Annotated in this window: 27 protein-coding genes and 1 riboswitch; of the genes, 17 read left to right on the plus strand and 10 right to left on the minus strand. The window is 64.7% G+C overall.

Annotated features, from left to right (window positions below; genetic code table 11):
* Nucleotides 1-100: 100 nt before the first annotated feature.
* The 4 genes from GRI97_RS06200 (at nucleotide 101) to GRI97_RS06215 (ending at nucleotide 5,109) form a co-directional block, all read left to right on the plus strand.
* Nucleotides 101-1,267, plus strand: coding sequence for an HlyD family secretion protein (locus tag GRI97_RS06200; protein WP_328598503.1), 1,167 nt, complete (start codon nucleotides 101-103; stop codon nucleotides 1,265-1,267).
* On the plus strand, nucleotides 1,267-2,853 hold the full coding sequence (locus GRI97_RS06205; RefSeq protein WP_161390201.1) for a DHA2 family efflux MFS transporter permease subunit: 1,587 nt from the start codon (nucleotides 1,267-1,269) through the stop codon (nucleotides 2,851-2,853). Before GRI97_RS06200 ends, GRI97_RS06205 begins: the two co-directional genes overlap by 1 nt.
* A gap of 7 nt (nucleotides 2,854-2,860) precedes the next feature.
* Entirely contained in the window at nucleotides 2,861-4,315 is a 1,455-nt protein-coding gene (locus GRI97_RS06210; protein ID WP_161390202.1) for an efflux transporter outer membrane subunit, read from the plus strand.
* A gap of 188 nt (nucleotides 4,316-4,503) precedes the next feature.
* Complete coding sequence (locus GRI97_RS06215) at nucleotides 4,504-5,109, plus strand: class I SAM-dependent methyltransferase (protein ID WP_161390203.1); 606 nt, start codon at nucleotides 4,504-4,506, stop codon at nucleotides 5,107-5,109.
* A gap of 75 nt (nucleotides 5,110-5,184) precedes the next feature.
* On the opposite strand, the gene GRI97_RS06220 is transcribed toward GRI97_RS06215, so the two are convergent.
* On the minus strand, nucleotides 5,185-5,397 hold the full coding sequence (locus tag GRI97_RS06220; protein WP_161390204.1) for a hypothetical protein: 213 nt from the start codon (nucleotides 5,395-5,397) through the stop codon (nucleotides 5,185-5,187).
* A 183-nt stretch (nucleotides 5,398-5,580) separates the two neighbouring features.
* Between GRI97_RS06220 and GRI97_RS06225 the strand changes: the two genes are divergently transcribed.
* Nucleotides 5,581-6,525: an isocitrate lyase/PEP mutase family protein gene (locus tag GRI97_RS06225; protein ID WP_161390205.1), complete on the plus strand. Its 945-nt coding sequence runs from the start codon at nucleotides 5,581-5,583 to the stop codon at nucleotides 6,523-6,525.
* 30 nt (nucleotides 6,526-6,555) lie between these two features.
* Here GRI97_RS06225 and GRI97_RS06230 read toward each other — a convergent pair whose 3' ends face one another.
* On the minus strand, nucleotides 6,556-7,440 hold the full coding sequence (locus tag GRI97_RS06230) for a prephenate dehydrogenase/arogenate dehydrogenase family protein (RefSeq protein ID WP_202392593.1): 885 nt from the start codon (nucleotides 7,438-7,440) through the stop codon (nucleotides 6,556-6,558).
* Nucleotides 7,441-7,789: 349 nt separating this feature from the next.
* Here GRI97_RS06230 and GRI97_RS06235 point away from each other — a divergent pair, with 349 nt between their 5' ends.
* Both GRI97_RS06235 and GRI97_RS06240 read left to right on the plus strand, forming a co-directional pair.
* Nucleotides 7,790-8,275 (plus strand): hypothetical protein, encoded by a 486-nt coding sequence (locus tag GRI97_RS06235; protein WP_161390206.1) that lies wholly within the window; start codon nucleotides 7,790-7,792, stop codon nucleotides 8,273-8,275.
* Between the two features lie 61 nt (nucleotides 8,276-8,336).
* Nucleotides 8,337-8,533, plus strand: a riboswitch (cobalamin riboswitch).
* 104 nt (nucleotides 8,534-8,637) lie between these two features.
* Nucleotides 8,638-9,426, plus strand: coding sequence for an acyl-CoA thioesterase (locus GRI97_RS06240; RefSeq protein WP_328598504.1), 789 nt, complete (start codon nucleotides 8,638-8,640; stop codon nucleotides 9,424-9,426).
* A gap of 6 nt (nucleotides 9,427-9,432) precedes the next feature.
* Here GRI97_RS06240 and alkB read toward each other — a convergent pair whose 3' ends face one another.
* The gene (alkB, locus tag GRI97_RS06245; RefSeq protein ID WP_161390207.1) at nucleotides 9,433-10,074 is read right to left on the minus strand and encodes a DNA oxidative demethylase AlkB; all 642 of its coding nucleotides are present in this window, start codon (nucleotides 10,072-10,074) and stop codon (nucleotides 9,433-9,435) included.
* 1 nt (nucleotide 10,075) lies between these two features.
* A complete protein-coding gene (locus GRI97_RS06250) occupies nucleotides 10,076-10,711 on the minus strand; it encodes a hypothetical protein (protein WP_161390208.1) in 636 nt (211 codons plus the stop codon).
* Nucleotides 10,712-10,819: 108 nt separating this feature from the next.
* Here GRI97_RS06250 and GRI97_RS06255 point away from each other — a divergent pair, with 108 nt between their 5' ends.
* The 3 genes from GRI97_RS06255 (at nucleotide 10,820) to GRI97_RS06265 (ending at nucleotide 12,573) form a co-directional block, all read left to right on the plus strand.
* Nucleotides 10,820-11,047 (plus strand): DUF4160 domain-containing protein, encoded by a 228-nt coding sequence (locus tag GRI97_RS06255; RefSeq protein WP_202392594.1) that lies wholly within the window; start codon nucleotides 10,820-10,822, stop codon nucleotides 11,045-11,047.
* Nucleotides 11,026-11,496 (plus strand): DUF2442 domain-containing protein, encoded by a 471-nt coding sequence (locus GRI97_RS06260; RefSeq protein WP_235917625.1) that lies wholly within the window; start codon nucleotides 11,026-11,028, stop codon nucleotides 11,494-11,496. Before GRI97_RS06255 ends, GRI97_RS06260 begins: the two co-directional genes overlap by 22 nt.
* Nucleotides 11,497-11,640: 144 nt before the next feature.
* On the plus strand, nucleotides 11,641-12,573 hold the full coding sequence (locus GRI97_RS06265; RefSeq protein ID WP_161390209.1) for an AEC family transporter: 933 nt from the start codon (nucleotides 11,641-11,643) through the stop codon (nucleotides 12,571-12,573).
* Nucleotides 12,574-12,737: 164 nt separating this feature from the next.
* Here the strand turns inward: GRI97_RS06265 and GRI97_RS06270 are convergent, their stop codons facing one another.
* Both GRI97_RS06270 and GRI97_RS06275 read right to left on the minus strand, forming a co-directional pair.
* Complete coding sequence (locus GRI97_RS06270; protein WP_161390210.1) at nucleotides 12,738-13,439, minus strand: 2OG-Fe(II) oxygenase; 702 nt, start codon at nucleotides 13,437-13,439, stop codon at nucleotides 12,738-12,740.
* Between the two features lie 72 nt (nucleotides 13,440-13,511).
* A complete protein-coding gene (locus GRI97_RS06275; protein ID WP_161390211.1) occupies nucleotides 13,512-14,105 on the minus strand; it encodes a cysteine hydrolase family protein in 594 nt (197 codons plus the stop codon).
* Between the two features lie 78 nt (nucleotides 14,106-14,183).
* On the opposite strand from GRI97_RS06275, the gene GRI97_RS06280 reads away from it, so the two are divergent.
* The 4 genes from GRI97_RS06280 to pncB are packed head-to-tail and all read left to right on the plus strand — an operon-like array spanning nucleotide 14,184 to nucleotide 18,119.
* On the plus strand, nucleotides 14,184-14,900 hold the full coding sequence (locus GRI97_RS06280; protein WP_161390212.1) for an NUDIX hydrolase: 717 nt from the start codon (nucleotides 14,184-14,186) through the stop codon (nucleotides 14,898-14,900).
* A 10-nt stretch (nucleotides 14,901-14,910) separates the two neighbouring features.
* Complete coding sequence (locus GRI97_RS06285) at nucleotides 14,911-15,891, plus strand: band 7 protein (protein ID WP_161390213.1); 981 nt, start codon at nucleotides 14,911-14,913, stop codon at nucleotides 15,889-15,891.
* Nucleotides 15,892-15,906: 15 nt separating this feature from the next.
* Nucleotides 15,907-16,800 carry an NAD(+)/NADH kinase gene (locus GRI97_RS06290; protein WP_161390214.1) on the plus strand — a complete coding sequence of 298 codons (894 nt, stop codon included), beginning with the start codon at nucleotides 15,907-15,909 and terminating at the stop codon, nucleotides 16,798-16,800.
* A gap of 8 nt (nucleotides 16,801-16,808) precedes the next feature.
* The gene (gene pncB / locus GRI97_RS06295; protein WP_161390215.1) at nucleotides 16,809-18,119 is read left to right on the plus strand and encodes a nicotinate phosphoribosyltransferase; all 1,311 of its coding nucleotides are present in this window, start codon (nucleotides 16,809-16,811) and stop codon (nucleotides 18,117-18,119) included.
* Nucleotides 18,120-18,404: 285 nt separating this feature from the next.
* On the opposite strand, the gene GRI97_RS06300 is transcribed toward pncB, so the two are convergent.
* Entirely contained in the window at nucleotides 18,405-20,036 is a 1,632-nt protein-coding gene (locus GRI97_RS06300; protein ID WP_161390216.1) for a Na+/H+ antiporter, read from the minus strand.
* Here GRI97_RS06300 and GRI97_RS06305 point away from each other — a divergent pair.
* The gene (locus tag GRI97_RS06305) at nucleotides 19,969-20,274 is read left to right on the plus strand and encodes a hypothetical protein (RefSeq protein ID WP_202392686.1); all 306 of its coding nucleotides are present in this window, start codon (nucleotides 19,969-19,971) and stop codon (nucleotides 20,272-20,274) included. The two genes, GRI97_RS06300 and GRI97_RS06305, sit on opposite strands and share 68 nt — an antisense overlap.
* Before the next feature lie 119 nt (nucleotides 20,275-20,393).
* On the opposite strand, the gene GRI97_RS06310 is transcribed toward GRI97_RS06305, so the two are convergent.
* Complete coding sequence (locus GRI97_RS06310) at nucleotides 20,394-21,089, minus strand: hypothetical protein (RefSeq protein ID WP_161390218.1); 696 nt, start codon at nucleotides 21,087-21,089, stop codon at nucleotides 20,394-20,396.
* A gap of 240 nt (nucleotides 21,090-21,329) precedes the next feature.
* Here GRI97_RS06310 and GRI97_RS06315 point away from each other — a divergent pair, with 240 nt between their 5' ends.
* Nucleotides 21,330-21,836, plus strand: coding sequence for a hypothetical protein (locus GRI97_RS06315; protein ID WP_161390219.1), 507 nt, complete (start codon nucleotides 21,330-21,332; stop codon nucleotides 21,834-21,836).
* 37 nt (nucleotides 21,837-21,873) lie between these two features.
* On the opposite strand, the gene GRI97_RS06320 is transcribed toward GRI97_RS06315, so the two are convergent.
* The gene (locus tag GRI97_RS06320) at nucleotides 21,874-22,914 is read right to left on the minus strand and encodes an AI-2E family transporter (RefSeq protein ID WP_161390220.1); all 1,041 of its coding nucleotides are present in this window, start codon (nucleotides 22,912-22,914) and stop codon (nucleotides 21,874-21,876) included.
* A gap of 262 nt (nucleotides 22,915-23,176) precedes the next feature.
* Here GRI97_RS06320 and GRI97_RS06325 point away from each other — a divergent pair, with 262 nt between their 5' ends.
* A complete protein-coding gene (locus tag GRI97_RS06325; protein ID WP_161390221.1) occupies nucleotides 23,177-24,961 on the plus strand; it encodes a GGDEF domain-containing protein in 1,785 nt (594 codons plus the stop codon).
* Between the two features lie 12 nt (nucleotides 24,962-24,973).
* On the opposite strand, the gene GRI97_RS06330 is transcribed toward GRI97_RS06325, so the two are convergent.
* Nucleotides 24,974-26,068 carry a hypothetical protein gene (locus GRI97_RS06330; RefSeq protein ID WP_161390222.1) on the minus strand — a complete coding sequence of 365 codons (1,095 nt, stop codon included), beginning with the start codon at nucleotides 26,066-26,068 and terminating at the stop codon, nucleotides 24,974-24,976.
* Nucleotides 26,069-26,087: the final 19 nt, after the last annotated feature.

The raw sequence follows: 26,087 nt of genomic DNA on the forward strand, positions 1-26,087 counted from the left end.
TTAATGAGGGACCTCAATATACGGCGTTGCCATATGCTGCGATTGCGAGCATCTGGCAAGCAATTCCGGGTCGCCCGCGAGTCGTACAGAGGGATTCATTGTGACGAGTGAACACACCGCCGAAGCCGGTGCAGTCGATGATGCCGTGGAAACGGGCACCCCCCCGGCCAAGCGCAAAAAGATGCGGCTGATATTGCTGGCCGTTCTGCTGCTCGCGATCGTCCTGGGCGGGATCTGGTTCTACGGCTACTGGACCACCGGCCGCTTCGTCGAAAGCACCAATGATGCCACGATCCAGGCCGATGCGGTGATCGTCTCGCCCAAGGTCGGCGGCTATGTCGAGGAAGTGTTCGTCTCCGACAATCAGACGGTCAAGCAGGGCGATCCGCTGTTCCGCATCGATGCGCGCGATTACACCGCCCGCGTGGCGCAGGCGCAGGCGCAGATCGACGCCGCCCAGGCCACGGCCACCGGCGTCCGCGCGCAGATCGCCGAACAGCAGGCCGCCGTCGCCGCCGCCCGGGCGCAGCTTGCCTCTTCCGAAAGCGATCTGAAATTCGCCCGCGCCACCGCCGAACGCTATCGCGCGCTCGCCGCGACCGGCGCGGAATCGCGGGAAACCCTGGCCGAAAAGCAGAGCCAGTTCGAACGCGCCCAGGCCGCCGTCACCGCCCGCCGCGCCGATCTCGCCAGTGCCCAGCGCCGGGTGACCACGCTGCAGGCGCAGGTCGGTCAGGCGCTGGCCCAGGCCGAGGGTGGGGAGGCGCAGCGCGCCGCCGCCGATGTCGATCTCAATTCCGCGATCATCACCGCCGCCATCGGCGGGCGGATCGGCAACAAGACCGTGCAGCAGGGCCAGTTCATCCAGCCGGGCACCCGCACCATGTCGATCGTGCCGGTCGAACAGCTCTATATTCAGGCCAATTTCAAGGAAACCCAGCTCGGCCTGCTCCGCCCGGGGCAGCCGGTGACGATCGAAATCGATGCGCTGCCGGGCGTGGAACTGCAGGGCAAGGTCGAAAGCCTGGCCCCGGGCACGGGCGCGCAGTTCTCCCTGTTGCCGCCCGAAAACGCTACGGGCAATTTCACCAAGATCGTGCAGCGCGTGCCGGTCCGCATCTCGCTGATCGCCAATGCCCAGACCCGCGCATTGCTGGTGCCCGGCATGTCGGTCACCGCCTCGGTCGATACCCGCGCCGCCCGTGGCGCGCTGGATGAACTGCGTCAGCAGCAGCAGGCCCAACCGCAGGTTCAGGCGGCCAACTGATGGCCGGCGCGGCTGCTCTGGACGCCGACGCAGCGGGCGCCCCGGCGCCTGCGGCCGGCGGGCGGCAGAATGCCGATCTGGCTGCCTGGCTGGCGGTCATCGCCGGCACGCTGGGCGCCATGATGGCGACGCTGGATATCTCCATCGTCAATTCCGCTTTGCCGACCATCCAGGGCGAAATCGGTGCCACCATGACGGAAGGCACCTGGATCGCCACCAGCTATCTGGTGGCCGAAATCATCATCATTCCGCTCGGCGCCTGGCTCACCAGCCTGCTCGGGCTGCGCCGTTTCCTGCTGATTGCGGCGGTGCTGTTCACCGGCTTTTCCGTGCTGTGCGGGATTGCCGAAAATCTCACGACCATGATCATCGGCCGGGCGGGGCAGGGCTTCACCGGCGGGGCCATGATCCCCACCGCGATGACGATCATCGCCACCCGTCTGCCCCCGCATCAGCAACCGATCGGCACCGCCCTGTTCGGGGTTACCGCCGTGCTCGGCCCGGTGTTCGGGCCGCTGCTCGGCGGCTGGCTGACGGAGGCTTTCAGCTGGCATTACGCCTTCCTGATCAATGTGCCGATCTGCGCCCTGCTGGTCGTGATGCTTTACGTTGGCCTGCCCAATGAAAAGGCGCGGCTCGATCGGCTGGGTGAAGCGGACTGGCTCGGCGTGTTCGGTCTCGCCTTCGGTCTGGGCGCGATGACGGTCGTGCTGGAAGAGGGCAATCGCGAACAATGGTTTGCCTCTGCCCATATCATTCAGCTGACCGCGCTCAGCGTCATCGGTTTCGTCATGGTCGGTATTGGTCAGGTGATTTCCGACCGGCCGGTGGTGCGCTTGTCGCTGTTGCTGGATCGGCAATTCGGCGCGGTCACCATCATGGCGGTGATGCTGGGGGTGGTGCTCTACGGCTCTTCCTACATGATCCCGCAGTTCCTGGCCGCGATTGCCGATTATGATGCGCTGCAGGCGGGCAAGATCGTCATGATCTCCGGTCTGCCGATGATGGTGCTGATGGTCATGACCCCGCTGCTGATGCGGCTGTTCGACATCCGCGTCGCGGTGATCCTGGGCCTGATGCTGCTGGCGATGAGCTGTTATGTCGATACGGCACTGAACGCCGATGCCGTGGGCGCGGACTTCGTTGAATCGCAATTGCTGCGTGGCGCCGGCACGGTGCTCGCCTTCGTCTTCCTCAACCAGGCGGCGATCTCTTCGGTACCGGTCCAGAATGCCGGGGACGCGGCGGGCCTCTTCAACGCGGCGCGCAATATCGGTGGCTCGCTGGCGCTGGCGGGCATCGCCACCGTGCAGGATCAGCGGCTGTGGTTCCATTCGCGCCGGATCGAGGAAAGCCTGCCCGCCAACAGCGTGGGTGTGCAGGATTACATGGCCGGCATGGCCCAGCAGCTGGGCAGCGCGGAAACCGCCCTGCGCGCGCTGGGCGGCACGATCACGCGCCAGGCGCTGGTGATGACCTATAACGACATGTTCTGGTTGTTGTTCGTCGGCATTGCCTGTGTCTGCCCGCTGGCCCTGCTGCTGCGCCCGCTGCCCAAAGACATCTCTGCCGCCCCGATGCATTGAGAAAACCATGCGTAACACACTGATCATCCCTGCCATCCTGCTGCCCCCCATCCTGCTGCCCCCCATCCTGCTGCTGGGCGCCTGCACCGTCGGTCCCGATTACGCCGGCCCGCCCGAACTCGCCGGTGCGGCCGCGCCGGGCGCAGGCTTCGTGCGCAATGGCGGGGATTTCGCCACCGCCACGCCGCAACTGGCCGATTGGTGGACCGTGCTGAACGATCCGGTGCTCAACCAGCTGGAACAGCGCGCCCTGGCCGGCAGCCCCGATCTCGCCGTGGCCCTGGCGCGGTTGAACCAGGCGCGCGCTGCGCTGCAGCTGGAAAAGCTGGAAGAAATGCCGCAGCTTGGCGCCATCGGCACTGCTGCGCATATTCGCCTGCCCGGCATCACCGGCGGTGAGGATGGGGAGGGGAGCGATGGCACCTCGACCAATTTCTACAACCTCGGCCTCAATGCCAGCTGGGAAGTCGATCTGTTCGGCGGCCATCGCCGCAGGATGGAAACCGCGCGGGCGCAGCTCGATGCCGCCGATGCCAGCGTGGCCGATGCGCGCGTCAGCCTCACCTCCGCCGTGGCGCAGGCCTATCTCGAATATCGCGATCGTCAGGCGCGGCTGGGGCTCGTGCGTGACGCCGTGGCCCAGCGCGAACAGCTGCTCGATTTCATCCGCCAACGGTTCGATCGCGGCGTCGGCACGCAGAGCGATGTCGAACGCGCGCAACTGGCGCTGGAAAACACGAAGCAGCAGATCGCCCCGCTGACGGCGGACAGCGCGCGCTTTGCCAATGCCCTGGCGATCCTGACCGGCGGCGTGCCCGGCGCGGTGGATCCGCTGCTGCAGGCACAGGCGCCGATCCCGCTGCCCCCGGCAAATGTGCCCGTGGGCGATCCGGCATCGCTGTTGGCTCGCCGGCCCGATATCCGCGTGGCAGAGCGCAAGATTGCCGCCGACAATGCGAAGATCGGCCTGGCAGAGGCGGCCCGGCTGCCCCGGCTCAGCTTCATGGGTATTCTCGGCATCGGCGGCACCCGGCCCGGCGATCTGGTCGATCTGGACGATTTCACCGCCATTGCCGCGCCCATGCTGCAATGGAACTTCCTCGATTTCGGCCGCGGTCGGGCGGAGGTAAATCAGGCAGAGGCGGTGCGCGATGAAAGCGAAGCCGCATGGCGCGGCACCGTGCTGGGCGCCCTGCGCGATGTGGAAGACGCGATGGGCAATTTCCGCGCATCGCGTGAAACCGTCGCCAGCCAGGCCCGCGCCGAAGCGGCCGAGGCGCGGCTGGAACAGATCGAACAGCAGCGCTTCGACGTCGGCACGGGCACGCGGCCGGCCGTGCTGGAAGCACAGCTGGCGCGCAACACCGCCCAGACGCAGCTGAGTCAGTCCAAGGCGCAATTGACGATGAATTTCATCACCTTGCAGAAGGCGCTCGGCCTGGGCTGGACCCCGGCACCCTGACATTCGGGCATTCGCCCGCTGTGAACGCAATCTTCCGTTCACAGCGGGCGAGAACTTTTATGTCCGAAATGGGTTCTGCTCTCTGAAAGAGAAACCAAGGGTCGATCCGCACCCGGCGCACCGCAAGGCGCGCCGGTTCGCGCCGCTGACACCCCGCCGTTTCTCCAACGGAAAAGAGAGAGGGTGACATGCAGGACACAGGCTGGGTTTCGGTAACGGAGTTCGTGCGCAACCCGAATATGGTCGGCTCCGCCTTTCCCGCTTCCGCCCGCATGGTGAACCGCATTCTGGACCCGATCGACTGGTCGACCATCAACCTGCTGATCGAATATGGCCCGGGCAGCGGTCGCTTCACCTTCGAAGCACTCCGGCGCATGCGCCCCGACGCCCGGCTGATGGCGATCGACACGGGCGAGGAATTTGTCGCCAAGCTCCGTTCCCACTGCCGCGATCCCCGGCTGATCATCGTCAACGGATGCGCGGGCGGGGTGAATACCTATCGTCACAATCACGATCTGCCGCTGGCCGATTGCGTGCTGACCGGCCTGCCGTTCTCCACCCTGGATGATGGCGAGGGCGAGGCCATCATGCGCGAAACCGCCGCCGCGCTGCAACCCGATGGCCTGCTGGCTGCCTATCAGATGCGCACCACCATCCGCCCGCTGATCGAACGGCATTTCCGGCAGATTTCGCATGATTTCGAATGGTGGAACATTCCGCCGTGCCATGTCTATCGGGCTACGGGGCCGGTGAGGGAGAGTATCCGGGGCTGGAACACGGCAACGGCAGGGTGATGCGTCATGCGTTTAAGGTGGAAGCCAAGGTCGCTCGGTCAAAAACGACTGGGACGACCTGCCAAGGCCAATTGTTTATGCGGAGGTTTCTTCCGGGGCGGCCCGCTTTGAACGTATCCGACGCAAGACCGACAGGCCAAAATCGAACGTCATGAATACCAGCATCATCGGGATGATCCAGTTGGGCAGGTCGATGCCTTTGGCGAAGCTGAGGGTTATCGCGATCCAGGCGATGAACAACGCAACTGGATAGAGCGCCTTGGATAAATGCTGCAAACCTTTCGCCATGCAGACAAGGTAACATCGCCGGCAGTGGCTGGAAATGCCTTTTTGCACATCGCAAGTCGGCCGCGGACTGAACCCCGCTGAAGTCGCCTTCTTCAATGCAGCCCTCCGCGCCCGCCTCACATTGACACCTTAAAACTGTCAATGGTATCGGTCCCATCAACGATACCATTGGGAAGAATGCAGATGGCCAAACAATCGCTCCGCCAGGTGCTCGAAGCTGCCGATCGCTGCGTGGTGGCGCCCTGCGTCTATGACTGCGCCTCTGCCCGGGCGGTGGAGATGGTCGGGTTTCCCGCCATGATGCTGAGCGGGGGGGAGGTGTCGATCGCCATGAATGGCGTCATCGATTACGGTTTTTCCAATCTGACCGATATCGAATGGATCACCAGCCGCATCACCCAGACCAATGCGATCCCGCTGGCCGCAGATATCGAGGATGGCTTCGGCGGGCCGCTGGCTGTCTATCGCAGCACAAAGCGGATGATCGCTGCGGGCGCCACTGCGCTGCAGCTGGAGGATTCGGGCGATATGGAAGAATCCACCAGCCTGCTCCCGCGCGAAAAATACTATGAGAAGGTCCGCGCCGCGCTCGCCGCGATGGAGGGCAGCGACTGCTTCCTGATCGCCCGCACCAATGCCGATCCGGAAACCGAAATGGATGAAGGCTGCGAACGCATGCGCGCGGCGGTGGAAATGGGCGCGAAGATGAGCACGGTCGTGCGCATTTCCACGCTCGACCACGCCGAATATGTCTCGGCCAGGGTGCCGGGGTGGAAGATGTTCCCCGATGTGCGCGATATCGACGGCAAGCCCGGCGTGACGGTGGAGGAGATCTATCCGCTCGGCTTCAATTTCCTGACCATGCATTACACGCTCAAGGCGGCGATGGATGGCATGCTGGAACATGGGCGGAAGAACTTCGCCCAGCAGGGATGCCATTACACCTGCGCAAAGCAGGATGCGACCGGCATCATGGGCATGAGCGCTACCCCGCTGTTCGATCCGCACAGCTATATGGAACTGGAAAGCCGTTTCGGCGGCCCGAAGAAGGATTTCACCATCGTCGGCAATGCGGTGGAAGATTTCCCCGCCGGCTTCATCCGCAGCCGGATCGACGACCGGCTGTAAGGCGATCAGCCATGCAACGGGCGGTGCCGATCAGCGCCGCCCGGCTTCCTCCAGCACGGCCAGCGCATGTTCGTGAAACGCCTGCCGCACGGGCGCGGCGAAGGGATTGCCGGCCTCGATCGCATGGGTGACATGGATCGTGTCATGCCGCACCATGTCGATCGCCTGCTGCAACAGTTCGAAACTGCGGGTGGTGATCCGGCCTGAGGTCTGGTGACCGGGCGCATCTTCCATCCGCATCATGATCCGCGCGATCAGATGGGTCAGCCCCTGGGCCACGGCGGCCTCCCGGTCATGCTCTTCCGGCGTGGTCAGCACCACATCCAGTTCCAACTGACGGGCCAGGAAGCGGGAAATGATCCGCGCCCGGCGGCCGCGCAACGGGCAGACGGCGATCTTCAGCCCGGCGATGCCATCCTGCGCGCTCTGCGGGCCGAACAACGGATGGGTGGCGATCAGATGCACATGCTCGGGCAGGCCGTCCAGCATGATGCGCGCCGGTTCCATCTTCACCGAACAGACATCCAGTACCACCGCGCCCGGCCGCAGCAGCGGCGCGATGGCCTGCACCACAGCGGCCAGCGTGGTCACCGGCACGGCCAGCACGACAATATCGCAACCCGCCACCGTGGCCAGATCGCCCATGGCAATGGTGGCATCATCGCTGCTGGTTGCGGCGGGATCGTGCACGCAGACGGCAAAATCCGGGCTCAGATGCCGGGCCGCCAACTGACCGAAGGCGCCATAGCCAAAAATGCCGACGCTGGTGCGGGTAAGGGGCGCGACCGGCTGCAGGGCAGGGCGCACGGGCGCAACGCCGCATGCGGGGCCGAACTGCATATCGATACTATCATGGCGCACGGCGGAAACTCCATTGCCGGGCTGCGCGACGATGACGGTTTGGGGGTTACTCAACCGCTGGTCGCGCAGCGGTTGAGGGTGACAAAGAACCTACCGCAAATGTTGCGGGTAATAATAGCGCGCGTTGGGGCAGGTTTTCTGAATCATGGCGGCGCGGCTAACGCCTTCATTTCACGCCGTCAACCGCCCTGCGCCCGATAGCGCGCAGGGGTGGCAGAAGACTGACAATTGTGTCGGTAAGGCCACTGTTTGCAGACGTGACAGCGGGCCTTCAGCACCCGCACTCAACCCACACCCGCCCCCGCACCAACAGCCGCTCAGGCCGAACCCGTCGAAGCATAGCCACCACATCCGCAGCAGATCATCTTGCGGAACAGCCGCCCGCAACGCTAGTTTTCCAACCATGACCATCCCCTCCCTGATCTCGCGCCATGTGCCCCTGCTCGCCGGGCTGATGCTCGCCAGCGCCGTTCCCGCCCATGCCGATGAGGCACCCGCGGCCGCTCTGGGGGAGACAACCCGCATTCTCGATCAGCGCAGCGCCGATCGGCTGGAACAGAACACAGGCCTGACGCTGCAATGGATCACCTGGGATCGGCGCGGGGTCGCGGTGATCAACCACCAGGGCGATCTGTGGAAACTGCGCGGCGAACAGAGTGAGCAGGGCGGACCGGGCAAGGTGGAGCTGGACGGCGTGATCAGCGAGATCGGCCAGGGCTATTTCACCTTCCGCGGCACCATCCGCATCACCGACACGCCGGACAAGGGCCGCGTGTGCGAACAGACCAAGGACTGGCATTTCGCCGTCACCCAGAACCGCCCCTATTACCGCCTGCGTGAATTCGAATGGTGCGACGGGCTGACCGATTACATCGATATCTATTTCTGATCGAACACCCATCCCGGCGATCGCTTGACCCTCAATTGCTTGACCCGGGCCTGTCCGGCTGAAATACGCGGCGGGTCGAGGTTCCCCGCTGGCGCAACCGGCGGGGCTAAGACGGGAAGCCGGTGCGATGCCGGCGCTGCCCCCGCAACTGTAAGCGGAGAGCATGGGCCCGACAAAGCCACTGGAGCGATCCGGGAAGGCGAGGCCCCATGCATTGACCCGTGAGCCAGGAGACCTGCCTCCGACGCGATAAAGTCCACCGGCGGGGTGCCCGGTCTGGTCGCAGATGCGCAACACCCTCTTTCCGGGGGTGCTGGCTCGCGGCTGCCTGCCCTGCCTGAAGATCAGGAAGTGCAGAGCCCGTGAGCGAACAGACCCCAGCCGTGCAGATCATCGATATGGTGTTCCCCGGCGATACCAACCACCATGGCACGCTGTTCGGCGGGGTGGCGCTGGCGCATATGGACAAGGTCGCCTTCCTGGCCGCCACCCGCCATGGCCGGGCCAGCTTCGTCACCGCCGCATCGGAAAAGATCGACTTCGCCAGCCCCGCTTATGCCGGCGAAATGGTGGAGGCGACCGGGCGCATCGTGCGGGTCGGGCGCAGTTCGCTCGATTGCGAAGTCGAGCTCGTGGCCGAAGCGCTGGTTTCAGGCGAGCGGCGGCTGTGCACGCGTGGGCGCTTCACACTGGTGGCGGTGAAGGAACCCGGCACGCGCCTGCCGCTCCCGCCGCTGGACGCAGATCCTGCGCCTGCCGTTCCCGACACCATGCTGCGCACCGTGGACATGGTCTTCCCGTCGCAGACCAATCATTACGGCACGCTCTATGGCGGCGATGCGCTCAAGATTATGGGCAAGGCCGCCTTCATCTGCGCCACCCGCCACACCCGCTCGGTGATCGTCATGGCCTCGAGCGACCGGATCGATTTCGTCTCCGCCATCCGGACGGGCGAGATGGTCGAACTGGCCTCGCAGGTCGTCTACACCGGGCGCAGCTCGGTCGTGGTCGCGGTGGAGCTCTGGGCCGAAGATCTGCTGACCGGCGAAAGGCGGCGCGCGGCCTGCGCCGGTTTCACCATGGTCTCCGTCGATGATCAGGGCCGGCCGACCCCGATCGTCGCCCAATCTGCGCAGGAGCCTGCGCTGTAGGCGCACTCATCCCGCCGTGCGGAAGGTCAGATTGTAACGCAGCGCCCCGGTGGCGGGATGCAGCCCATCCTTCAGCGGGGCAATGCCGTGGAAGTTCATCCGCGACGGTCCGCCCCACACCACCACATCGCCATGGAACAGCGCGTGGCGTGCCGCCCGTCCGGCGCGGCTTTCGCCACCCCACAGGAACACGGCGGGCAGGCCCAGGGACACCGAAACGATCGGCGCGCGCCGGTCCTGCTCGTCCCGGTCCTGATGCAGGGTCAGCTGGGTGCCGGGCTCATACCGGTTGATCAGGCAGGCATCGGGCGCAAAATCGGCAAAGCCGGCCTGCGCGGCGGCATCCTGCGCCAATGTCCGGAACAGCACCGGCATGGCAGGCCAAGGCTCCCCGCTCAGCGGGTCGCGCGCGGCATAGCGATACCCGCCCCGGTCGGAGACCCAGCCGAGCGGGCCGCAATTGCTCATCGCCACCGACATGCGCCGCCCGCCCGGCGTTTCCATATGCCGAAACGGCGCTGCCGCCGTCAGCGCGGCAATCGCCGCCACCAGCGGCTCGGCATGGGACAGGGCAAACCCGCCCAGCAACACGGCCCCCTCCGACAGGCGGATCTGCCGGCGATCCGCCCCAAAAAGATCAGGCTGCATGCTAGTCGGTTGTGGAACCGGCGATGATCGTCAGCCGGCGCGATTGCGGGGTGTAGAGGCTGAAGAGATAAACCCCCCACCATTCCATGCCCGCTTCGAAATAGGGGGAAACCTCGGCCAGGGCGGGGCTGGTCCAGTCGCGGATTTCGGTGATCGCATAGCCGGGCAGAATGAAGCTGCGGATGCTGTCGAACAGATCCTGTATTTCCAACGGCTCGGCCTGCAGGCCATAGGGCGGCTCGGTAAAGGCGAGCGCAAACTGGCCACCTTCGCCGACATTGGGCAGGCCCATGCTGCCATTCTCGACGCTATGCCCCTGCAGATCGATCAGCAGCGGATCTTCCAGCTCGATGCCGCCAGCCAGCGTCCAGGTGCCGCGCTTGAGCAATTGCCCGGCTTCGGGATCGAACCATTCGCCCAGAAACTCCGCCCCGCCGATAACCCGGCTGCCCGATTGCCGCAGCGCATCGGCATCGAACGGCGCGTCTTCGGGCAGAGCAGGGCGCAAAGTCTGCTCGATCGCCTCCAGCACCTCGGCTTCGCTGCCATCGCTGTCGTCGAACACGGCAAAATCGAGCACGCCACCGATGGCGCTGTAACGATCGAAGGCGGCGGGCAGGGCGGTCAGGCGTTCCATAATGGGGTGTGTAGAGTGAATTCGAAGCAGCTGCCATGGTCATCAGGAATGCAGCCGGATCGTGGCTCGCAATCTTGAGTTGGTGCAACAGTTGCACTATCAAGGCGTATGGTGACGATGTTTCGCGGCCCGCGCTGGAAAATTGCGATCTATGCTCGTGATCACGGCATTCCGCATTTTCATATCGAAGGCCCGGATTTTCGCTGCTCGGTGGCGATTGCGTCGCTGGAACTGATAGTAGGAACCGTACCTGCGTCAGTGCTTTCGGGCGCCTTGGAATGGGCTCAACCGAACCAGCAATTGCTCATGCAGACATGGCAGGAATTGAACGGATGAACATCAGCGAAAAGGCGCGAACCATTGCAGCGGTTCAGGTCATCGGTCGGACCTCGCTCCGCCTGTCGTGGTCGGATGAGACGCAGGTCGATCTCGATCTGGCGGCGATGCTCGATGATCCTGCACTGGCTGGTTTGCGTGACGAAGCGGAATTTGCCAGCGTTGCCGTTGGCGACTGGGGACACAGCCTGGTCTGGCCTTCCGGTATCGAATTGGGGGCAGATACACTCTGGCTCGAAACGCTTTCGGCGAAGGGGACCCAGGATGTTCGCCTGTTTCTCGAATGGCGGTTGCGCCATGGTCTGTCCCTAACCAAGGCGGCTGAGGCGTTGGGCATATCGCGCCGCATGGTTGCCTATTATTCCAATGGAGAGAAGCAGGTGCCCAAGGCGATCCTGCTGGCGTGTCGTGGATGGGAAGTCAGCCAGGGGACCTACCAGGCAGCCTGACGATGGTTAGCTGCAATCGGGTGTCCAGCCGGATCATCGGTCTGGTGATGGCGCGTGGCTTCCGGATGGCTGCATAAAAGAGCGTTGGAAAGCCAGCGTTGGCGGCGCTAGGCGCGCAGATCATTCCCTTGCCCGAGAATTGCCGTGCTCTCCGTCCTGCTCATCATCCTGCCCATCTTCGCGCTGATCCTGGCCGGCTGGGGCGCGCGCCGGATGGGCGTGCTGGGGCCGCAGGCGGCGACCGAAATCAACCGTTTCGTGGTGTGGCTGGCGCTGCCCGCGCTGCTGTTCGGCATCATGGCGAAGGCCCATTGGGGCGAGGTGTGGCAGCCCGATTTCATCGGCACCTTCGTCGGCGGGGCGCTGGCGGTGTTCGTGCTGACGCTGCTGTGGCGCCGCCGCAGCCGCCCGCTGGCCGATGCGGCCATCGATGGGCTGAACGCGGGCTATGCCAACACCGCCTTTCTCGGCTTCCCCCTGATGCTGGCGGTATTCGGATCGGCAGGGCTGGCGCCGACGCTGATCGCCACCATCCTGACCGTCTGCGTGCTGTTTGCCGGCGCCCTGATCGTGGTGGATATCGGCCTGCAGACCGGCGGCAGCAAGCGCGCGATGCTGGCCAATCTGCTGAAATCGCTGGCCCGCAACCCGCTGGTGCTCTCGCCAGCGGCCGGCGCTCTGTTCCTGCTGGCCGGGTGGGAACTGCCCGCACCGGTGGATCGCTTCGTCACTCTGCTGGGCGGCGCGGCATCGCCCTGCGCGCTGGTCGGGCTCGGCCTGTTTCTGGCCGATGCGCCCGCCGGGAAGGCCGCCGCCGGGCGCGTGGTCGCCGCGCTGGTGGCGCTCAAGCTGCTGGTCCAGCCGCTGCTGACCTGGCTGCTGGCCGCCCATGTGTTTCACCTCAGCCCGGCGATGACCGGCGCGGCGGTGCTGCTGGCAGCGCTGCCCACCGGCACCGGGCCTTTCATGGCCGCCGAATTCCACGGGCGCGAAGCCGGCGTCACCGCGCGGGTGATCCTGCTCTCAACCATATTGTCCCTCGCCACGCTCACGGTGTTGCTGACCGTGATCGGGTGACGCGTCAGCGGCTGGCGCTCAAACCTACCCCGCTGCGACTGGGTCTGCTGCGCTTCCCGCAAGCGGGAAGGGCTCGATCCAGCGCAACGCGACTCCCCTCCCGCTTGCGGGAGGGGCTGGGGGTGGGCAGGAAGCCACAGTTTTACCAGCAAGCGCCGCCCCACTCACGCGGCGTCGTGAAAAATCACCCCCAGCGTATGGCGCAATCCGCTGGTCAGTCTGCTCACCCCATGGCGCATGGTCACGCGATAATCGCCGCGCGTGCCGCGGTGCGGGCGGATGTTGACGGCAAAGATCACCGCATCGCCCCGGCGCAGCGGCACCACCATCGCGCGGGACTGCATGCGGGGGCGCTGTTCGGTCAGCACGAATTCCCCGCCGGTGAAATCATCGCCGGGTTCCGACAACAGCACGGCAATCTGCAGCGGGAAGACATGCTCGCCATACAAATCCTGATGCAGGCAATTGTAGTCGCCGGTCCGATATTGCAGCAGCAGTGGCGTCGGGCGGCGCTGCCCGGCGGCATGGCAGCGCTCCAGAAAATCGGCATGATCGGCGGGAAAACGCGGCGCCAGTCCCATGCGTTCGTGCCAGCGATTGGCCAGGGCTGACAGCGGCGGATAGGCTGCCTCACGCAAGGCCTGCACCACCGGCGGTAGCGGATAGGCGAAATAGCGATATTCCCCCTGGCCGAAGCCATGCCGCGCCATGTGGATATGGCTGCGAAATCCCTCCCCGGTTTCATACAGCGCGGCCAGATCGCCGCATTGCCCGGCCGACAGCAGGCCCGGAATCACGGCCCATCCTTCACGATCGAGATCGGCGACGATCGCCGGCCAGTCCGCGCCGGTAATGCGCGTGTGCATGTCGGTATCCATCATACGCAAGCTCTGGCGCAGGGCAGGGGGCGGTGCACCCCGTTTCCTGCGCCCGAACCGTCACCCCTTCACAAACAGCGGCGCCCCGACAAAATCCTCCGCCGCCACCTGATCGATCTCGCGCGCAATGCCCCGGGTCAGGGCGGCGGGCACGATCACGCGGAAACCGCGCGCGATCAGCCCGTCGATCGCCCAGCGCACGCAGTAATCGGCGGCAACCCCGATCACCTCGACCTCCTTGACGCCGGCCTGTTGCAGGTCGGCAAAAAAATCCTCCCGCAACACCGGCGGCGCAGCGGCATCGCGCGCATCCTGCATCGTCAGGCCATCTTCCGCCCACATGTCGAACACGGTCTTTTCCAGCCGCCACACGGGAATGGCCGGATCGATCACCCGCTCGTCCAGCATGTTGCGCCAGCCGTCGCTGCCGCGCACGCAGTGGATCGGGAAAGCCTCCGCCTCTGCCGAACCGGCATAGGCCTGCGGATCATGCGTGTCATAGGTGAACAGCACGCCGGCCGTCTTGGCGGGATCGCGCGCGGCCAGCCAGGCGTTCATCGGGTCGATCAGTGCATCCGCACCCGCCACGCTCAACGCGCTATCGGCGGCCATGAAATCCTTCTGCGTATCAATCACGATCACGAAGCGTGTCATCGTCGGTCTCCTTGTTGGCATTGACATATATCCGAATCACACATAAGTAAAGTGCAGATTGAATATAAGGGTGCAGACATGGACGAGCGCGAATTCCTGCAGGGTTATGATCCCGCCGCCTATGACCGGCCATCGCTCACGGTCGATCTGGTGTTGTTCGGCATTAGCCAGGGCCAGCCGGCCGTGTTGCTGCTGCGCCGGGACGATCACCCCTTTGCCAATCACTGGGCCCTGCCGGGTGGCTTCGTCGCGATGGATGAAGGGCTGGAGGATGCGGCGCAGCGCGTGCTGGCGGACAAGGCCCGGTTGCAGGCTGCCCATGTCCATCTCGAACAGCTCTACACCTTCGGCGCCGTCGATCGCGATCCGCGCATGCGCATCATCTCGGTCGCCTGGCTGGCCCTGCTGGACGACACTGCCTTTGCCTCCGCGCTGGCCGGCAATCCGGCGCTGATCCCGGCGCGGGTGGTGCTGGACGGCGATCACGCGACCGTGATCGATCCGGACGGCGCCGCGCTGCCGATCGCCTTCGACCATGCGCAGATCATCGCGCTGGCGCTGACCCGGCTGCGCGGCAAGCTCGACTATTCCGATGTCGGTTTCGCGCTGCTGCCCGCCTGCTTCACCCTGCGCGAATTGCAGCATGTGCACGAAGCGATCCTGGGCACGCCGCTCAACAAGCCTGCCTTCCGCCGGCGCATGCTGGACAAGGGCTGGCTCACCCCCACCGGCACGCGGGAACAGGGCACATCCTATCGCCCGGCCGAACTCTATCGCGTCACCAATTCTGTTTGAGGAGGATATCATGGCAACGATCCGCAACTATGGCTTCATTTCGCAATTGCGCAGCGAAGCGAGCAGCCACATCATCCGCTTCCGCAAGGGGCGCGTGGCCGCCAGCGGGCGCGGGCTGGTGTTCTGGTTCCGCCCGGAAACCGCCAGCATCGCCGAAATTCCGATGGATGACCGCGAAATGACCCTGTTCGTGCGCGGCCGCAGCCAGGATTTCCAGGCTGTCTCCGTGCAGGGCACGATCGGCTGGCATGTGACAGAGCCCGAACGGCTGGCCGAACGTGTTGATTTCAGCATCGGCCTCGCCACCGGCCGGCTGCAGAGCGAACCGGTCGAGAAGATCGAGGCGCGCATCGCCGGCATCGCCAACCAGGCCGTGCTGCAATATCTGGCCGGCCGGCCGGTGCGCGCCTTGCTGGACGAAGGGCCCGAACCCTTGCGGCAGACGCTGGCCGTGGCGCTGGCAGCCGATCCGGCGCTGGTGGAAATCGGCGTGGCGGCAGTGGCCGTGCGGCTGACCGGGCTGGCCCCCAGCAGCGAGCTGGAACGTGCGCTGCAAACGCCCACCTTCGAAGCCCTGCAGCAGAAGGCAGATGAGGCCAGCTTCGAACGCCGCGCGCTGGCGGTGGAGAAGGAACGCGCCATTGCCGAAAACGAACTGGCCACCCGCACCGAGCTGGCCCGCCGCGAAAAGCAGCTGATCGCGGAGGAAGCGGACAATGCCCGCAACCGCGCCACCGGTATTGCCGAGGCCGGCCAGGTGGAGGCAGAGGCTGAAGCCAACCGCATCCGCATGATCGAAGGGGCCAAGGTCGATGCCGAACAGCAGCGGATCGCCGTCTATCGCGATCTGCCCCCCGCCGTGCTGATGGGGCTGGCGGCGCAGCAACTGGCCGGCAAGCTGGACAAGATCGAACATGTGAACATCACACCCGATCTGCTGGCCAGCGTGCTGGGCGAATTCCGCAAACCGCCGGCCCTGCCGGAACGGTAAGGGAGGGGAGCTGCCATGTCCGCCATTCCACCCCGCGCGGTGTTCGTGACGCGCGAAAGCGATTACGAACTGCTGCTCGCCCGCCATGCCACCCGCGATCAGGCGCGGTTCTTCCTCGATACGCGCGGCCAGCGGATAGAGGAGGTGGAGGCGCGCCATCACCATTTCCAGGCCGTGCTCGCCAGTGCGCGCGGGGCGGTGCCGGGCGACTGGCGCCAGGCGCTGGTGCGGCGCGCGGATCTGGACCGCTTCCTGTTCGCGCCGCAGGATGTGGTGGTGGCCGTGGGGCAGGATGGGCTGGTGGCGAATGTCGCCAAATATCTGGCCGGCCAGCCGGTGATCGGCATCAATCCGGCGCCCGATCTCTATGATGGCGTGCTGGTCCGCTTCGCCGTCGATCGCCTCAACCAGCTGCTGCGCGCCAGCGTGGCGCAGGCGGCGGCGGTGGAGCCGCGCACCATGGTTCAGGCGCTGCTCGACAATGGCGAAACGCTGACCGCGCTGAACGAAATCTTCATCGGCCACCGCAGCCATCAATCGGCGCGCTATCGCATCGAACTGGCGACAGAGGCCGAAGATCACAGCTCCTCCGGCCTCATCGTCGCCTCGGGCACCGGCGCGACCGGCTGGGCCCGCTCGATTGCGGAGGCAACGCAATGCGCGCTGTCTTTGCAACCCGTGGAGCCGGCGGTCGGCTACTGGGTGCGCGAGCCTTTCCCCAGCCGGGCGACCGGCACCACCATGCGCGCCGGGCGGCTCACCGATCAGCCCTTGATCGTCACCTCCCGCATGAACGATGGCGGGGTGATCTTCGCCGACGGCATCGAACAGGATTTCATCGCATTCGACTGGGGCCGCCAGGTGCGCCTGGCACCCGCGCCCCGCGCTCTCAATCTCGTGACCGGATAGGATTTTCCATGGCCCTCAACGACATCGCCACCCGCGTCTACAACCACAATTTCCGCCTCGATCCGATCGTGCGCAGCCTGCTGGATACCGATTTCTACAAGCTGCTGATGCTGCAGATGATCTGGCGCGATTCCCGCGATGTGCAGGCGACCTTCTCGTTGATCAACCGCAGCAGGACCGTGCGCCTGGCCGATATCATCGATGAGGATGAACTGCGCGCCCAGCTCGATCACGCGCGTACGCTGCGCTTCACCCGGCGCGAATTGATCTGGCTGGCGGGCAACAGCTTCTATGGCCGGCAACAGATGTTCGCGCCCGATTTCCTGGCCTGGCTGGCCGATTTCCAGCTGCCCGAATACGACCTGCGCCGAACCGGTGACGATGGGCAGTATGAACTGCATTTCGCCGGCGCCTGGACCGATACCACCATGTGGGAAATCCCCGCGCTCTCGATCATCAACGAACTCAAATCGCGCGCTGCCCTGCGCCAGCACGGCCGCTTCGCCCTCGATGTGATCTACGCCCGGGCCAAGGCGCGGCTGTGGGACAAGGTGGAACGGCTGCGGCAACTGCCCGATCTGGTGCTGGCCGATTTCGGCACCCGCCGTCGCCATGGCTATCTGTGGCAGAACTGGTGTGTGGAGGCGCTGAAGGAAGGGCTGGGCAGCCGCTTCATCGGCACCTCCAACGTGCTGATCGCGATGAACAATGATCTGGAGGCGATCGGCACCAATGCCCATGAACTGCCGATGGTCACCGCCGCCCTGGCCGCCAGCGATGCCGAGCTGGCACAAGCCCCCTATCGCGTGCTCGAAGCGTGGCAGCGCCACTACAACGGCAATCTGCTGGTCGCATTGCCCGATGCCTATGGCACCACCGCCTTCCTGCGGCAGGCGCCGGCCTGGCTGGCCGAATGGACCGGCTTCCGCCCCGACAGCGCCCCGCCGATCGAAGGCGGCGAACAGATCATCCGCTGGTGGCAGGAACAGGGCGTCGACCCGCGTGAAAAGCTGCTGATCTTCTCGGACGGGATGGACATCGACACGATCGAGACGACCTGGCGCCACTTCCACGGCCGCGTGCGGATGAGCTTCGGCTGGGGCACCAATCTGACCAATGACTTCCGCGGCTGCGACCCGGACGGCGGCGACGCGCTCGATCCGATCTCGCTGGTCTGCAAGGTCACCAGCGCCAATGGCCGCCCGGCGGTGAAACTGTCGGACAATCCGGCCAAGGCCACCGGCGACCCGGACGAGATTGCGCGCTATCTGCGCGTGTTCGGCGATGCCGACCGGGTGGAAAGCGCGGTGGCGGTGTAGGAAAGGGGCAGGGCGGCTCAGGCAGTCCTGCCTACCCTTCGACAGGCTCAGGGTGAACGGATGTTGTTATGGGACCGGCATAAATGACAGCGTGTTCGCCTACCACATTCGCCCACCCACCACATCCGCTCGGCCTGAGCCCGTCGAAGGCCAGCCACAAGGCTTGCGAAGCCAACCCGCTTCCCATCCGCAAGAACCAGATATTTGATAAAACGTAAAAAAACTCCCCTCCCGCTTGCGGGAGGGGCCGGGGGTGGGCAGCGGAGCCACCACCCCCGAAACCCCTCACGCCGTATAGCGCGCTTCCATCAAATCCAGCTCGGTCACGATCTTGCGCGCCGCTTCGCTGCCCAGTTCGCGCCGGCGTACCCGGCGGAAGATCTCGGTCCGCTCCGCCTTCAGCGCGGCCAGCCGCAGATCGCGCTCCACCGCCTTCATCAGCAGCAACTCGTCGCGATGATCGTCATCGTCATTTTCCAGATGCTCGATCCGCTGGCGATAGAGATCCATGATCCGCGCCGCTGAGGTGACGTAAAGGTCAGCATCGCCGCGCCCGTCGGCCATGCTGTGCTGGGCGCGTTCGACCGCCGCGATGGCAGCTTCGGCAGCGGCGATGCGGGCGGCGTCTTCTTCGGGCGTGTGGCCATGCTCATCGGGCATTTCCAGCCCGCGCAGCAGCCAAGGCAGGCCGATGCTGGCCACGAACAGCGAAGTGATGATCACCCCCATCGCCAGGAAGATCGCCAAATCGCGCGCCGGGAAGGCGGATCCATCATTCATCACCAGCGGAATGGTCAGCACACCGGCCAGGGTGATCGCCCCGCGCACCCCGGAAAAGGACATGGCGCCAACGATCCGCCAATTGGGCGACTTGCGCCGCTCGCCCGCACGGAAGAGCGTCAGCTGGAACGACAGCCACACCCAGGCGAACCGCAGCCCTGCCAGCCCCAGGCTGATCGCCAGCACATAGATGCCCAGCCACCAGGGTTCGTGATGGCCGGTCAGCCGCACGGTATCGGCCGCATTGGCCAGAATGGCGGGCAGCTGTTCGCCCAGCAGCACGAAGATCACCCCGTTCAGCGTGAACTGGATCACATCCCACACCGAATTGCGCCGCATCCGGGTGTTGGCCTCGATCTGGCCGCGCACTTCGACGAAGCCCATGGTCAGCCCGGCGGCCACGGCTGCCAGAATGCCCGAACAGTGCAGATGCTCTGCCGCCAGATAGGATCCGAAGGGGATCAGCAGGCTGACCAGGATCTGCGCCCCGCCATCCTCACCATAACGCTGTGAAAACCAGTTCTTGGCCCGCGCCACGGCCCAGGTGAAACCGACGCCGATGGCAATGCCGCCAAATGCAACCCACAGGAAATTGAGCGCTGCGTCATAGACAGAGAATGTGCCGGTCAGCGCGGCAGCAATGGCAAAGCGCAGGCACACCAGGCCCGAGGCGTCGTTCAGCAGCGATTCCCCTTCCAGAATATGCAGCATGCGCTTGGGGATCGGCACCCGCTGCGCAATCGCGGATACAGCGATCGGGTCGGTCGGGGAAACCACCGCTGCCAGGGCGAATGCCACCGCCAGCGGCATGGCCGGGATCATCCAGTGAATGAACAGCCCCATGCCCACCACTGTCAGGATCACCAGCCCCAGCGCCAGTTCCACCACCGTCTTGCCGTCCTTGAACAATTCTTCGCGCGGGATGCGCCATCCATCCAGGAACAGCAGCGGCGGCAGGAACAGCAGGAAGAAGATCTGCGGATCAAGCTCCACCTTCCACCCCGATACCATGCCGATCAGCCCGCCCAGGGCGATCTGGAACAAAGGCACCGGCAGCGGAATGGGGATCATGCGTGACGCGATCCCGCTGACGATGACCGCCAGCAACAGCAACAGGACAATGGTGATGGTTTCCAAGAATGTCTCCCTACGGTCAGTTGGAGGATCCCGGTCCGGACGGATCGCGATCGCGGCAAAAGATCGGGCGATTTCGGCGCAGGTGAACACACCTGCCAACAATGAAATCGCGGCGTGCGATCTCACGGCAGATGGAACCATCCGCTGGGTCGGAAATCGCGGCAAGCGGATTGCTGCAGGACGCGGCATTCCGTCGATGTGGGTTGGAACCGCCAGCATGCCGGCGGATCAGCGATGACCGGAGTATTGAGGGGAAACTGCCCGGGCGCAAGGGCGAAACGAGTGTTTTTTGCGATTGGTTGATGACGTGGCTGGGGCCTGCGCTCAAGCCGTCGCGCGGGCCAAATCGACCGGGCGTCAGTCTTCCGAAAAACCCTCCGGCGTCATGGTCGTGTCGCGCATGTCATTGGTGGACATTTTCTGCATGTCGCGATGCACCGCGTCGGACAATTCGCGCATCTGATCGGGGTAGGGGCCGCGCACATAGGCTTCTTCCAGCCACAGCCCGGCCGTGATCAGCCGCAGATCGGCCTGGATCTGGCGCTGTTCGTCATTCTGCCGTTCCAGCGGATCACCGCGCAGCTTGGCCGTCACCTGCCGCAGGATCGCGGCATGGTCGGCCGGGGTCAGCTTGCGGCCATTGGCCAGTTCCCATGCCACGCCGAACATCAGCGCGGTGGGCCCGGCCAGATTGTCGGCCGGATAATTGCGCGCCGCCAGTTCGCGCTGCCAGACGTTGCGCACCTTGCCCGATCGAACGAATTCGCCGGCATCGGCCAGCGCAAACCGCAGGGTGAAATCCTTGGCCAACTGCCCGGCCATCGCCGTTTCCACCCGCCCGGTCAGCCTGTCCGACCGGTCGAACGGAATGCCCGCACGCGGATCGTCACTGGCTGCCACCTGCGCCGTGTCGGCGGGCGGATTGGCCTGTGCCTCGGCCGCCGGCTGCGGCGCGGCCCCGTCGAACCCTTCGGCAAACAGCGTGGGCACGATGCTGACATCCACCTCTTCCTCGTCATCGGAACGCGAACAGCCGCTCGCCAGAAGCAGCATGATGGGCAGCAGCCCGGCCCATGCGCGACCCGTGTGAGCGAATGTGCGATCCCTTGTGCGAAGAAGCGTCAAACCCGATCCTCTCTTGCCATCACGCGGCATCATCCGCCGATTTTCCTGTTCTGAAATAGTTGTTCCGATGAATCGATCCCTGGCAGCGATGGGGCGTTGCCGGAACGGCGCGGGGCAATCCGGCGTTCAGGGGCAAACCGGTCAAATCGCCGGTGAAGGAGAGATGCCGTGCGAAACTGTCTTTTCGGTCTGGCCCTGGCGATGACCGCCGCCGGTGCCCTGCAGGCGCAGGAAGTGTCCGTGCCATCCGTCACCACCGCCAGCCCGGGCGGTTATGCCAATCCGCTGCAGCTGGATACCGATCGTTATCAGCGCGAACAGCGCGGCAACAATCGCAGCGAACGCCGGGCGCAGACCCGCGAATGTTCGGCCGATGCGCTGCCGGCGGCCGATCGCCAGCGGATGGAGGCGGAATATGCCCGCCGTTTCCGGTCTGATGGCAAGGCCAGCGCAGATGCCTGGGTGCGCGAACAGGGCAAGCAGTTCCATCTGCGGCTGGTGGCAGAAGGTGTCTGCCTCGATCCGGCGGCAGGCAATCGTTCCGGCACGCAGACCGCCCGCAATGACCGGTCGGAATCCGGTGAGGGCTGCAAGATGGTGATGCGTCCGGTTGCCGGGCTGGGCGGCGGGCCGATGACCATGGGCATGGTCCCCGATTGCGGTGACGACGACTGATCGGTCGACCACTATTGCTTGATGGAGCGGGGCTCACCTAATCGTGATGCCCCGGCACCTTCGGCTCCCGCCCCAGCACCTGCCCGATATAGAGATGCTGGATCATGATATAGACCACCACCGTCAGCGGGGCGGCCAGGATCACCCCCAGCGGGCCGAACAGCGCCCCGGCGGCGAAGATCGAAAACAGCAGCACCAGCGGTGGCAGTTCCACCGCGCGTTTCTGCACCAGCGGCGTGATGACATAGCCTTCCAGCTGCTGGATCACGACATACAGCACCAGCGTCCATAGCCCGGTGGTGGGATCGACCGACAGGCCCAGGATGATCGCCGGAATGGCCGCCAGAATCGGCCCGACATAGGGGATCAGTTCCAGCACCGCCGCGATGATCGCCAGCGCTGCGGCTGACGGCACGCCGATCATCGTCAGCCCGACATAGGACAGCACGCCCACGAACACGCTCGCCACGGCCTGCCCGGCCAGCCACAGCTTCAGCCCATTGCCGCTGTCATCCAGCGTGCGGGCGGCCACCGGCTCGGCCGATCGGGGCAGCAGCCGCAGCACGCCCTTGCGATAGAATTCGGGATTGGCGGCCAGGAAGATCGCCCCCACCAGCACCAGCAGCATATCGGTCAGCACGCCGCCCGCCGTCAGCACGAAGCCGCCGGCGCGCTGGAATATGGTGGAGGCCTGCTGCGATGCCGCCTGCGCCACGGCCTGCAGATCGAAGTCCAGCCCCCAGCGGTTCAGCTGCCGCTGCACCTGCGTCGCGGCGCCGGGAAACTGTTCATAGAGCAGGGCGAACTGGCTGGAGATCAACCCGCCGAAAATCCACAGCAATCCTGCCAGCGCGCCGAAGATGCACAGCACCGCAATTGTCGTGGCGATGCCCTGGCTCAAGCCGATCCGTTCGAATTGTCGCGCGATCAGCCGGATGACCACCGCCACCACCACCGATCCGAACAGCAGCAACAGCAGATAGGTCATCTTGTAGGTCAGCGCGACCAGGGCCAGCAGTGCGATCAGCACCAGTACCCGGCGCACGAATTCCGCCATGCTGCCCCGTTCGCCCATCATTTGCTCCCGCTGTTTTGAACCCAACGCGTTCCGGCGTGGTTTTGTGCCCAGTGTGCAGGGATGGCTTGTCAGATCGTTGTAAAATTAATCGAAAATTTGAACATTTGATTCAGCTTGCAGCAGTCGGTTGAACTCGGCGTCCTGCGGCACTTGTCGATCTGAAAATATGACCTGTCCATGTGACGCCTTGATGGGAAAGCATCGTGTTTTGATGGGATCGTGGGCGCGACTGACACGCTTCGTGATTGGCATCTGTCTTGTCATGGCGATGCCGGTGCCAGCGGCGGCCTATTGCCTGGGCAGCGATGATGCCTTGGCAGAACGGATGATGCGGGAAGCCAGCCGCAATCCGGTTTCGGCCATTCGCAAGATTGATCAGGCCATTGCAGCCACTCCTGCCGAACAGCGCGACCGCATGGTTCGTTTGCAAATTGTGCGCAATCACGCTCGCCAGATGGCACTGCACCTGGATGGCGATTTTCTCAGCTTCGCCGAAATGGAAACAAAGCGGCTGTCCGACGATCAGCCCCTGTGGGTGATGCTGCGTCTGTGGGCCATCGACGCGCAGGATGGGCGGCAAAGAGATGCGATCAAGTCCATCATGCCGCAAATCCAGGCCTTGCCCGATACGAGCCCGGCGGGAATGTGCGCGCGATCGCTGGCGGCATTGTTCCTGCTGAACAGCGATTATCCCGAAGACGGTTTTCCCCTTGCCGCAGATGCCTATCGCAACAGCGCCGCCGGCAACAGGCCGGGGGAACACGCCATCGCGGCCTCCATCCTGGCGCAGATCGTTCGCTATCAGGGGGATTATCGCTACGCCATCGCTCTCAATACAGAGGCTCTCCGCCATTTTGAGCGCCAGGGTCTCAACGATCTGATCGTGAATGAGCTGTATATCCGCGGCTGGGTTTTCTGGCGCCAGGGGCAGCATGAATTGGCTTTGGCTGATTTCGAAAGATCACGCGCGCTCGCGATTTCAATCGGCAATCCTCTGGCGCGCGATCTGGCCGATACAGGATTGTGTGTTGCCACGCTGAAAACGGGGCCTCGGTCAGAAGCGATACGGCTGTGCGAGCGCGCTTATCGCGGAATGATCGGGGTAGGCAGCGCCTATGAATCACGGATCGCTGCGATCTATGCGGAAATTCTGGTCGATGAAGGGCAGCCAGGCGAAGCGCTGGCTATGCTCGACCGGTTGATCACGCACGATGATGGCTCCCTGGGATCCTTCTATCTTCCCGATGTCCATGCAACGCGCGGCAAGGCCTATGCAGCGCTGGGCGACAATGCGCGCGCCTTTGCCGACATGACCCGCGCCAACGAATTGATGCAACAGCGGGAAGATCAGGCCGCGATCAAGAGCATGGCGGTCACCCGCGCCCGGTTTCGGGCCGAAGAATTGCAGAACAGCCTGACGGTGCAGGAGGTTCACCATCGGCAGGATATTCGCCTGTTTGCCTTTGCTGGCGCGATGGGGGCGATCATCATAGCTCTGTTGGGGGCCTTGGCCTTTCTCCTTTACCGTCAGCGCCGGCTTTATCGGGAACAGGCCACGGTGGATCAATTGACCGGTCTGCCCAACCGTCGACATGCGGAAGAGCGGGCGACAGCGATCATTGCCCATGCTGCGACACGGGGCCGGCAAGCTTGTGTTGCAATTCTCGACCTCGATCATTTCAAGCTTTGCAATGACAGTCATGGCCATGATGCGGGCGACGATGCGTTGCGGACCTTCGCTGGCGTGGTCCGGCAAACCATGCGGCCCGGCGATTTCTTCGGCCGCTGGGGCGGGGAAGAGTTTCTGATGGTTATCCCGCAGGGCGGCGTGGCGGAGATGCGCGTTCTGCTCTATCGTGTCGCGGCGGAGGCTGAAACGGCCCCGATCGCGCTGGCGCCCGATTTCGTCCTGCGGTTCAGCGGTGGCGCGGTCGAAGTTCCTCAGGGCGGGGCGTCCCTGGCGGAGGTGATCGCCGAGGCTGATCGTCTGCTTTATGCGGCCAAGGCGTCAGGCCGCGGCCGTGTGCATTACGGCCCCAATCCGTAGCAAGCGCCACATTCAACCTACTGGCGGAAGTCTTGCCTGCACGCTTTCGGGAAACAATTGCATGATCCGCCGCCGGATGATCTGCCACCAGGCAGACAGCGCCAGCAGCGCCGAACCGATCACCAGCGCCGTCAGCGCCACATTCAGTTCCACCGCGCCATAGAGCTGGAACAGCTGGGCCAGCGCGATCAGCACATAGGCGAGCGCCGACACCAGCAGCGCCCGCCGGTCCACTGCCAGGGCAATCGCGGCAAAACCGACATAGATCGCCAGCACGCCGATGGCGGTCACCATGCTGATGCTCTCCCCGCTCGTCACGCCCATCCAGTGGAACAGCGGATGGGCGATCAGCGGCGCGGCCACCAGGTGCAGCCAGAATGCGATATCGGATCGCTGGGTGGTCCGCGCCCGGTCGGACATGTCCCACCACATGGCATAGGCGAACACGCCGATCCCGCAGATCAGCGCCGCCGGGGCGATCAGCGCATTGTCGTCCCATGGCTGGTTGCGCAGCGCCGCGACGGAGGCGAGCACGAACAGCGTCAACGCCGCAACGGCGGCTGCAATCGTGATCGCCACATGGAACCGGCGCCAGTGCAGCAGGGCGCCGATGCCGGCTGCGGCTGCAGCAGCGATCTGCATCACGGCAATCTGCCAGGGATGGTGTTGCCAGCTTTCGTATCTTTGCCGTTCGCCGGCGTAATCGTAATATTCGACGAGGCGGTGTTGCGGGATCGCCTGCTCCAGCCCGGACAGGACCGCCAGGCCCAGGCCCACCACGAAGGCTATCAGCAGCACGATCGATGGCAGCGCCATGCGCCGCTTGCGGGTGAAGGCCTCGGCCATGGCCCAGGCTGCGATGGCGACAAAGATCCCGCTGCAGGCCGCCAGGGGCAGCGGCTTGCCGACAGCAGCAGCGGCGAAGATCACCAGCAGGCAGGCAATGGTGACGAAGATATCGTTGAACCCGGTGATCAGGCGGAACTGTTCCTCGTCCACCGCTGGGCTGGCATTGATCCGGGCGACATGATCGCGCAGCGCCTGCGCCGCCTCGGCACTGATCGCGCCGGCTGTCACTGCGGACTGAACATCGCTCTCGCTATACATCGCATCCCCTGTCGGCTGC

Source organism: Croceibacterium xixiisoli (assembly GCF_009827305.1).
GTDB classification, from domain to species: domain Bacteria; phylum Pseudomonadota; class Alphaproteobacteria; order Sphingomonadales; family Sphingomonadaceae; genus Croceibacterium_C; species Croceibacterium_C xixiisoli.

What these genes read in the sequence shown, in the direction of transcription:
- GRI97_RS06220 (WP_161390204.1), bottom strand. Translation starts at nt 5,397, where the DNA reads ATGGCGAAAGGTTTGCAGCATTTATCCAAGGCGCTCTATCCAGTTGCG.
- alkB (WP_161390207.1), bottom strand. Translation starts at nt 10,074, where the DNA reads ATGCAGCCTGATCTTTTTGGGGCGGATCGCCGGCAGATCCGCCTGTCG.
- GRI97_RS06325 (WP_161390221.1), top strand. Translation starts at nt 23,177, where the DNA reads ATGGCGATGCCGGTGCCAGCGGCGGCCTATTGCCTGGGCAGCGATGAT.
- GRI97_RS06215 (WP_161390203.1), top strand. Translation starts at nt 4,504, where the DNA reads ATGCAGGACACAGGCTGGGTTTCGGTAACGGAGTTCGTGCGCAACCCG.
- GRI97_RS06225 (WP_161390205.1), top strand. Translation starts at nt 5,581, where the DNA reads ATGGCCAAACAATCGCTCCGCCAGGTGCTCGAAGCTGCCGATCGCTGC.
- GRI97_RS06280 (WP_161390212.1), top strand. Translation starts at nt 14,184, where the DNA reads ATGGACGAGCGCGAATTCCTGCAGGGTTATGATCCCGCCGCCTATGAC.
- pncB (WP_161390215.1), top strand. Translation starts at nt 16,809, where the DNA reads ATGGCCCTCAACGACATCGCCACCCGCGTCTACAACCACAATTTCCGC.
- GRI97_RS06270 (WP_161390210.1), bottom strand. Translation starts at nt 13,439, where the DNA reads ATGCACACGCGCATTACCGGCGCGGACTGGCCGGCGATCGTCGCCGAT.
- GRI97_RS06275 (WP_161390211.1), bottom strand. Translation starts at nt 14,105, where the DNA reads ATGACACGCTTCGTGATCGTGATTGATACGCAGAAGGATTTCATGGCC.
- GRI97_RS06260 (WP_235917625.1), top strand. Translation starts at nt 11,026, where the DNA reads ATGGCAGGAATTGAACGGATGAACATCAGCGAAAAGGCGCGAACCATT.
- GRI97_RS06330 (WP_161390222.1), bottom strand. Translation starts at nt 26,068, where the DNA reads ATGTATAGCGAGAGCGATGTTCAGTCCGCAGTGACAGCCGGCGCGATC.
- GRI97_RS06310 (WP_161390218.1), bottom strand. Translation starts at nt 21,089, where the DNA reads ATGCTGCTTCTGGCGAGCGGCTGTTCGCGTTCCGATGACGAGGAAGAG.
- GRI97_RS06285 (WP_161390213.1), top strand. Translation starts at nt 14,911, where the DNA reads ATGGCAACGATCCGCAACTATGGCTTCATTTCGCAATTGCGCAGCGAA.
- GRI97_RS06305 (WP_202392686.1), top strand. Translation starts at nt 19,969, where the DNA reads ATGCGTGACGCGATCCCGCTGACGATGACCGCCAGCAACAGCAACAGG.
- GRI97_RS06290 (WP_161390214.1), top strand. Translation starts at nt 15,907, where the DNA reads ATGTCCGCCATTCCACCCCGCGCGGTGTTCGTGACGCGCGAAAGCGAT.
- GRI97_RS06210 (WP_161390202.1), top strand. Translation starts at nt 2,861, where the DNA reads ATGCGTAACACACTGATCATCCCTGCCATCCTGCTGCCCCCCATCCTG.
- GRI97_RS06320 (WP_161390220.1), bottom strand. Translation starts at nt 22,914, where the DNA reads ATGATGGGCGAACGGGGCAGCATGGCGGAATTCGTGCGCCGGGTACTG.
- GRI97_RS06205 (WP_161390201.1), top strand. Translation starts at nt 1,267, where the DNA reads ATGGCCGGCGCGGCTGCTCTGGACGCCGACGCAGCGGGCGCCCCGGCG.
- GRI97_RS06250 (WP_161390208.1), bottom strand. Translation starts at nt 10,711, where the DNA reads ATGGAACGCCTGACCGCCCTGCCCGCCGCCTTCGATCGTTACAGCGCC.
- GRI97_RS06255 (WP_202392594.1), top strand. Translation starts at nt 10,820, where the DNA reads ATGGTGACGATGTTTCGCGGCCCGCGCTGGAAAATTGCGATCTATGCT.
- GRI97_RS06235 (WP_161390206.1), top strand. Translation starts at nt 7,790, where the DNA reads ATGACCATCCCCTCCCTGATCTCGCGCCATGTGCCCCTGCTCGCCGGG.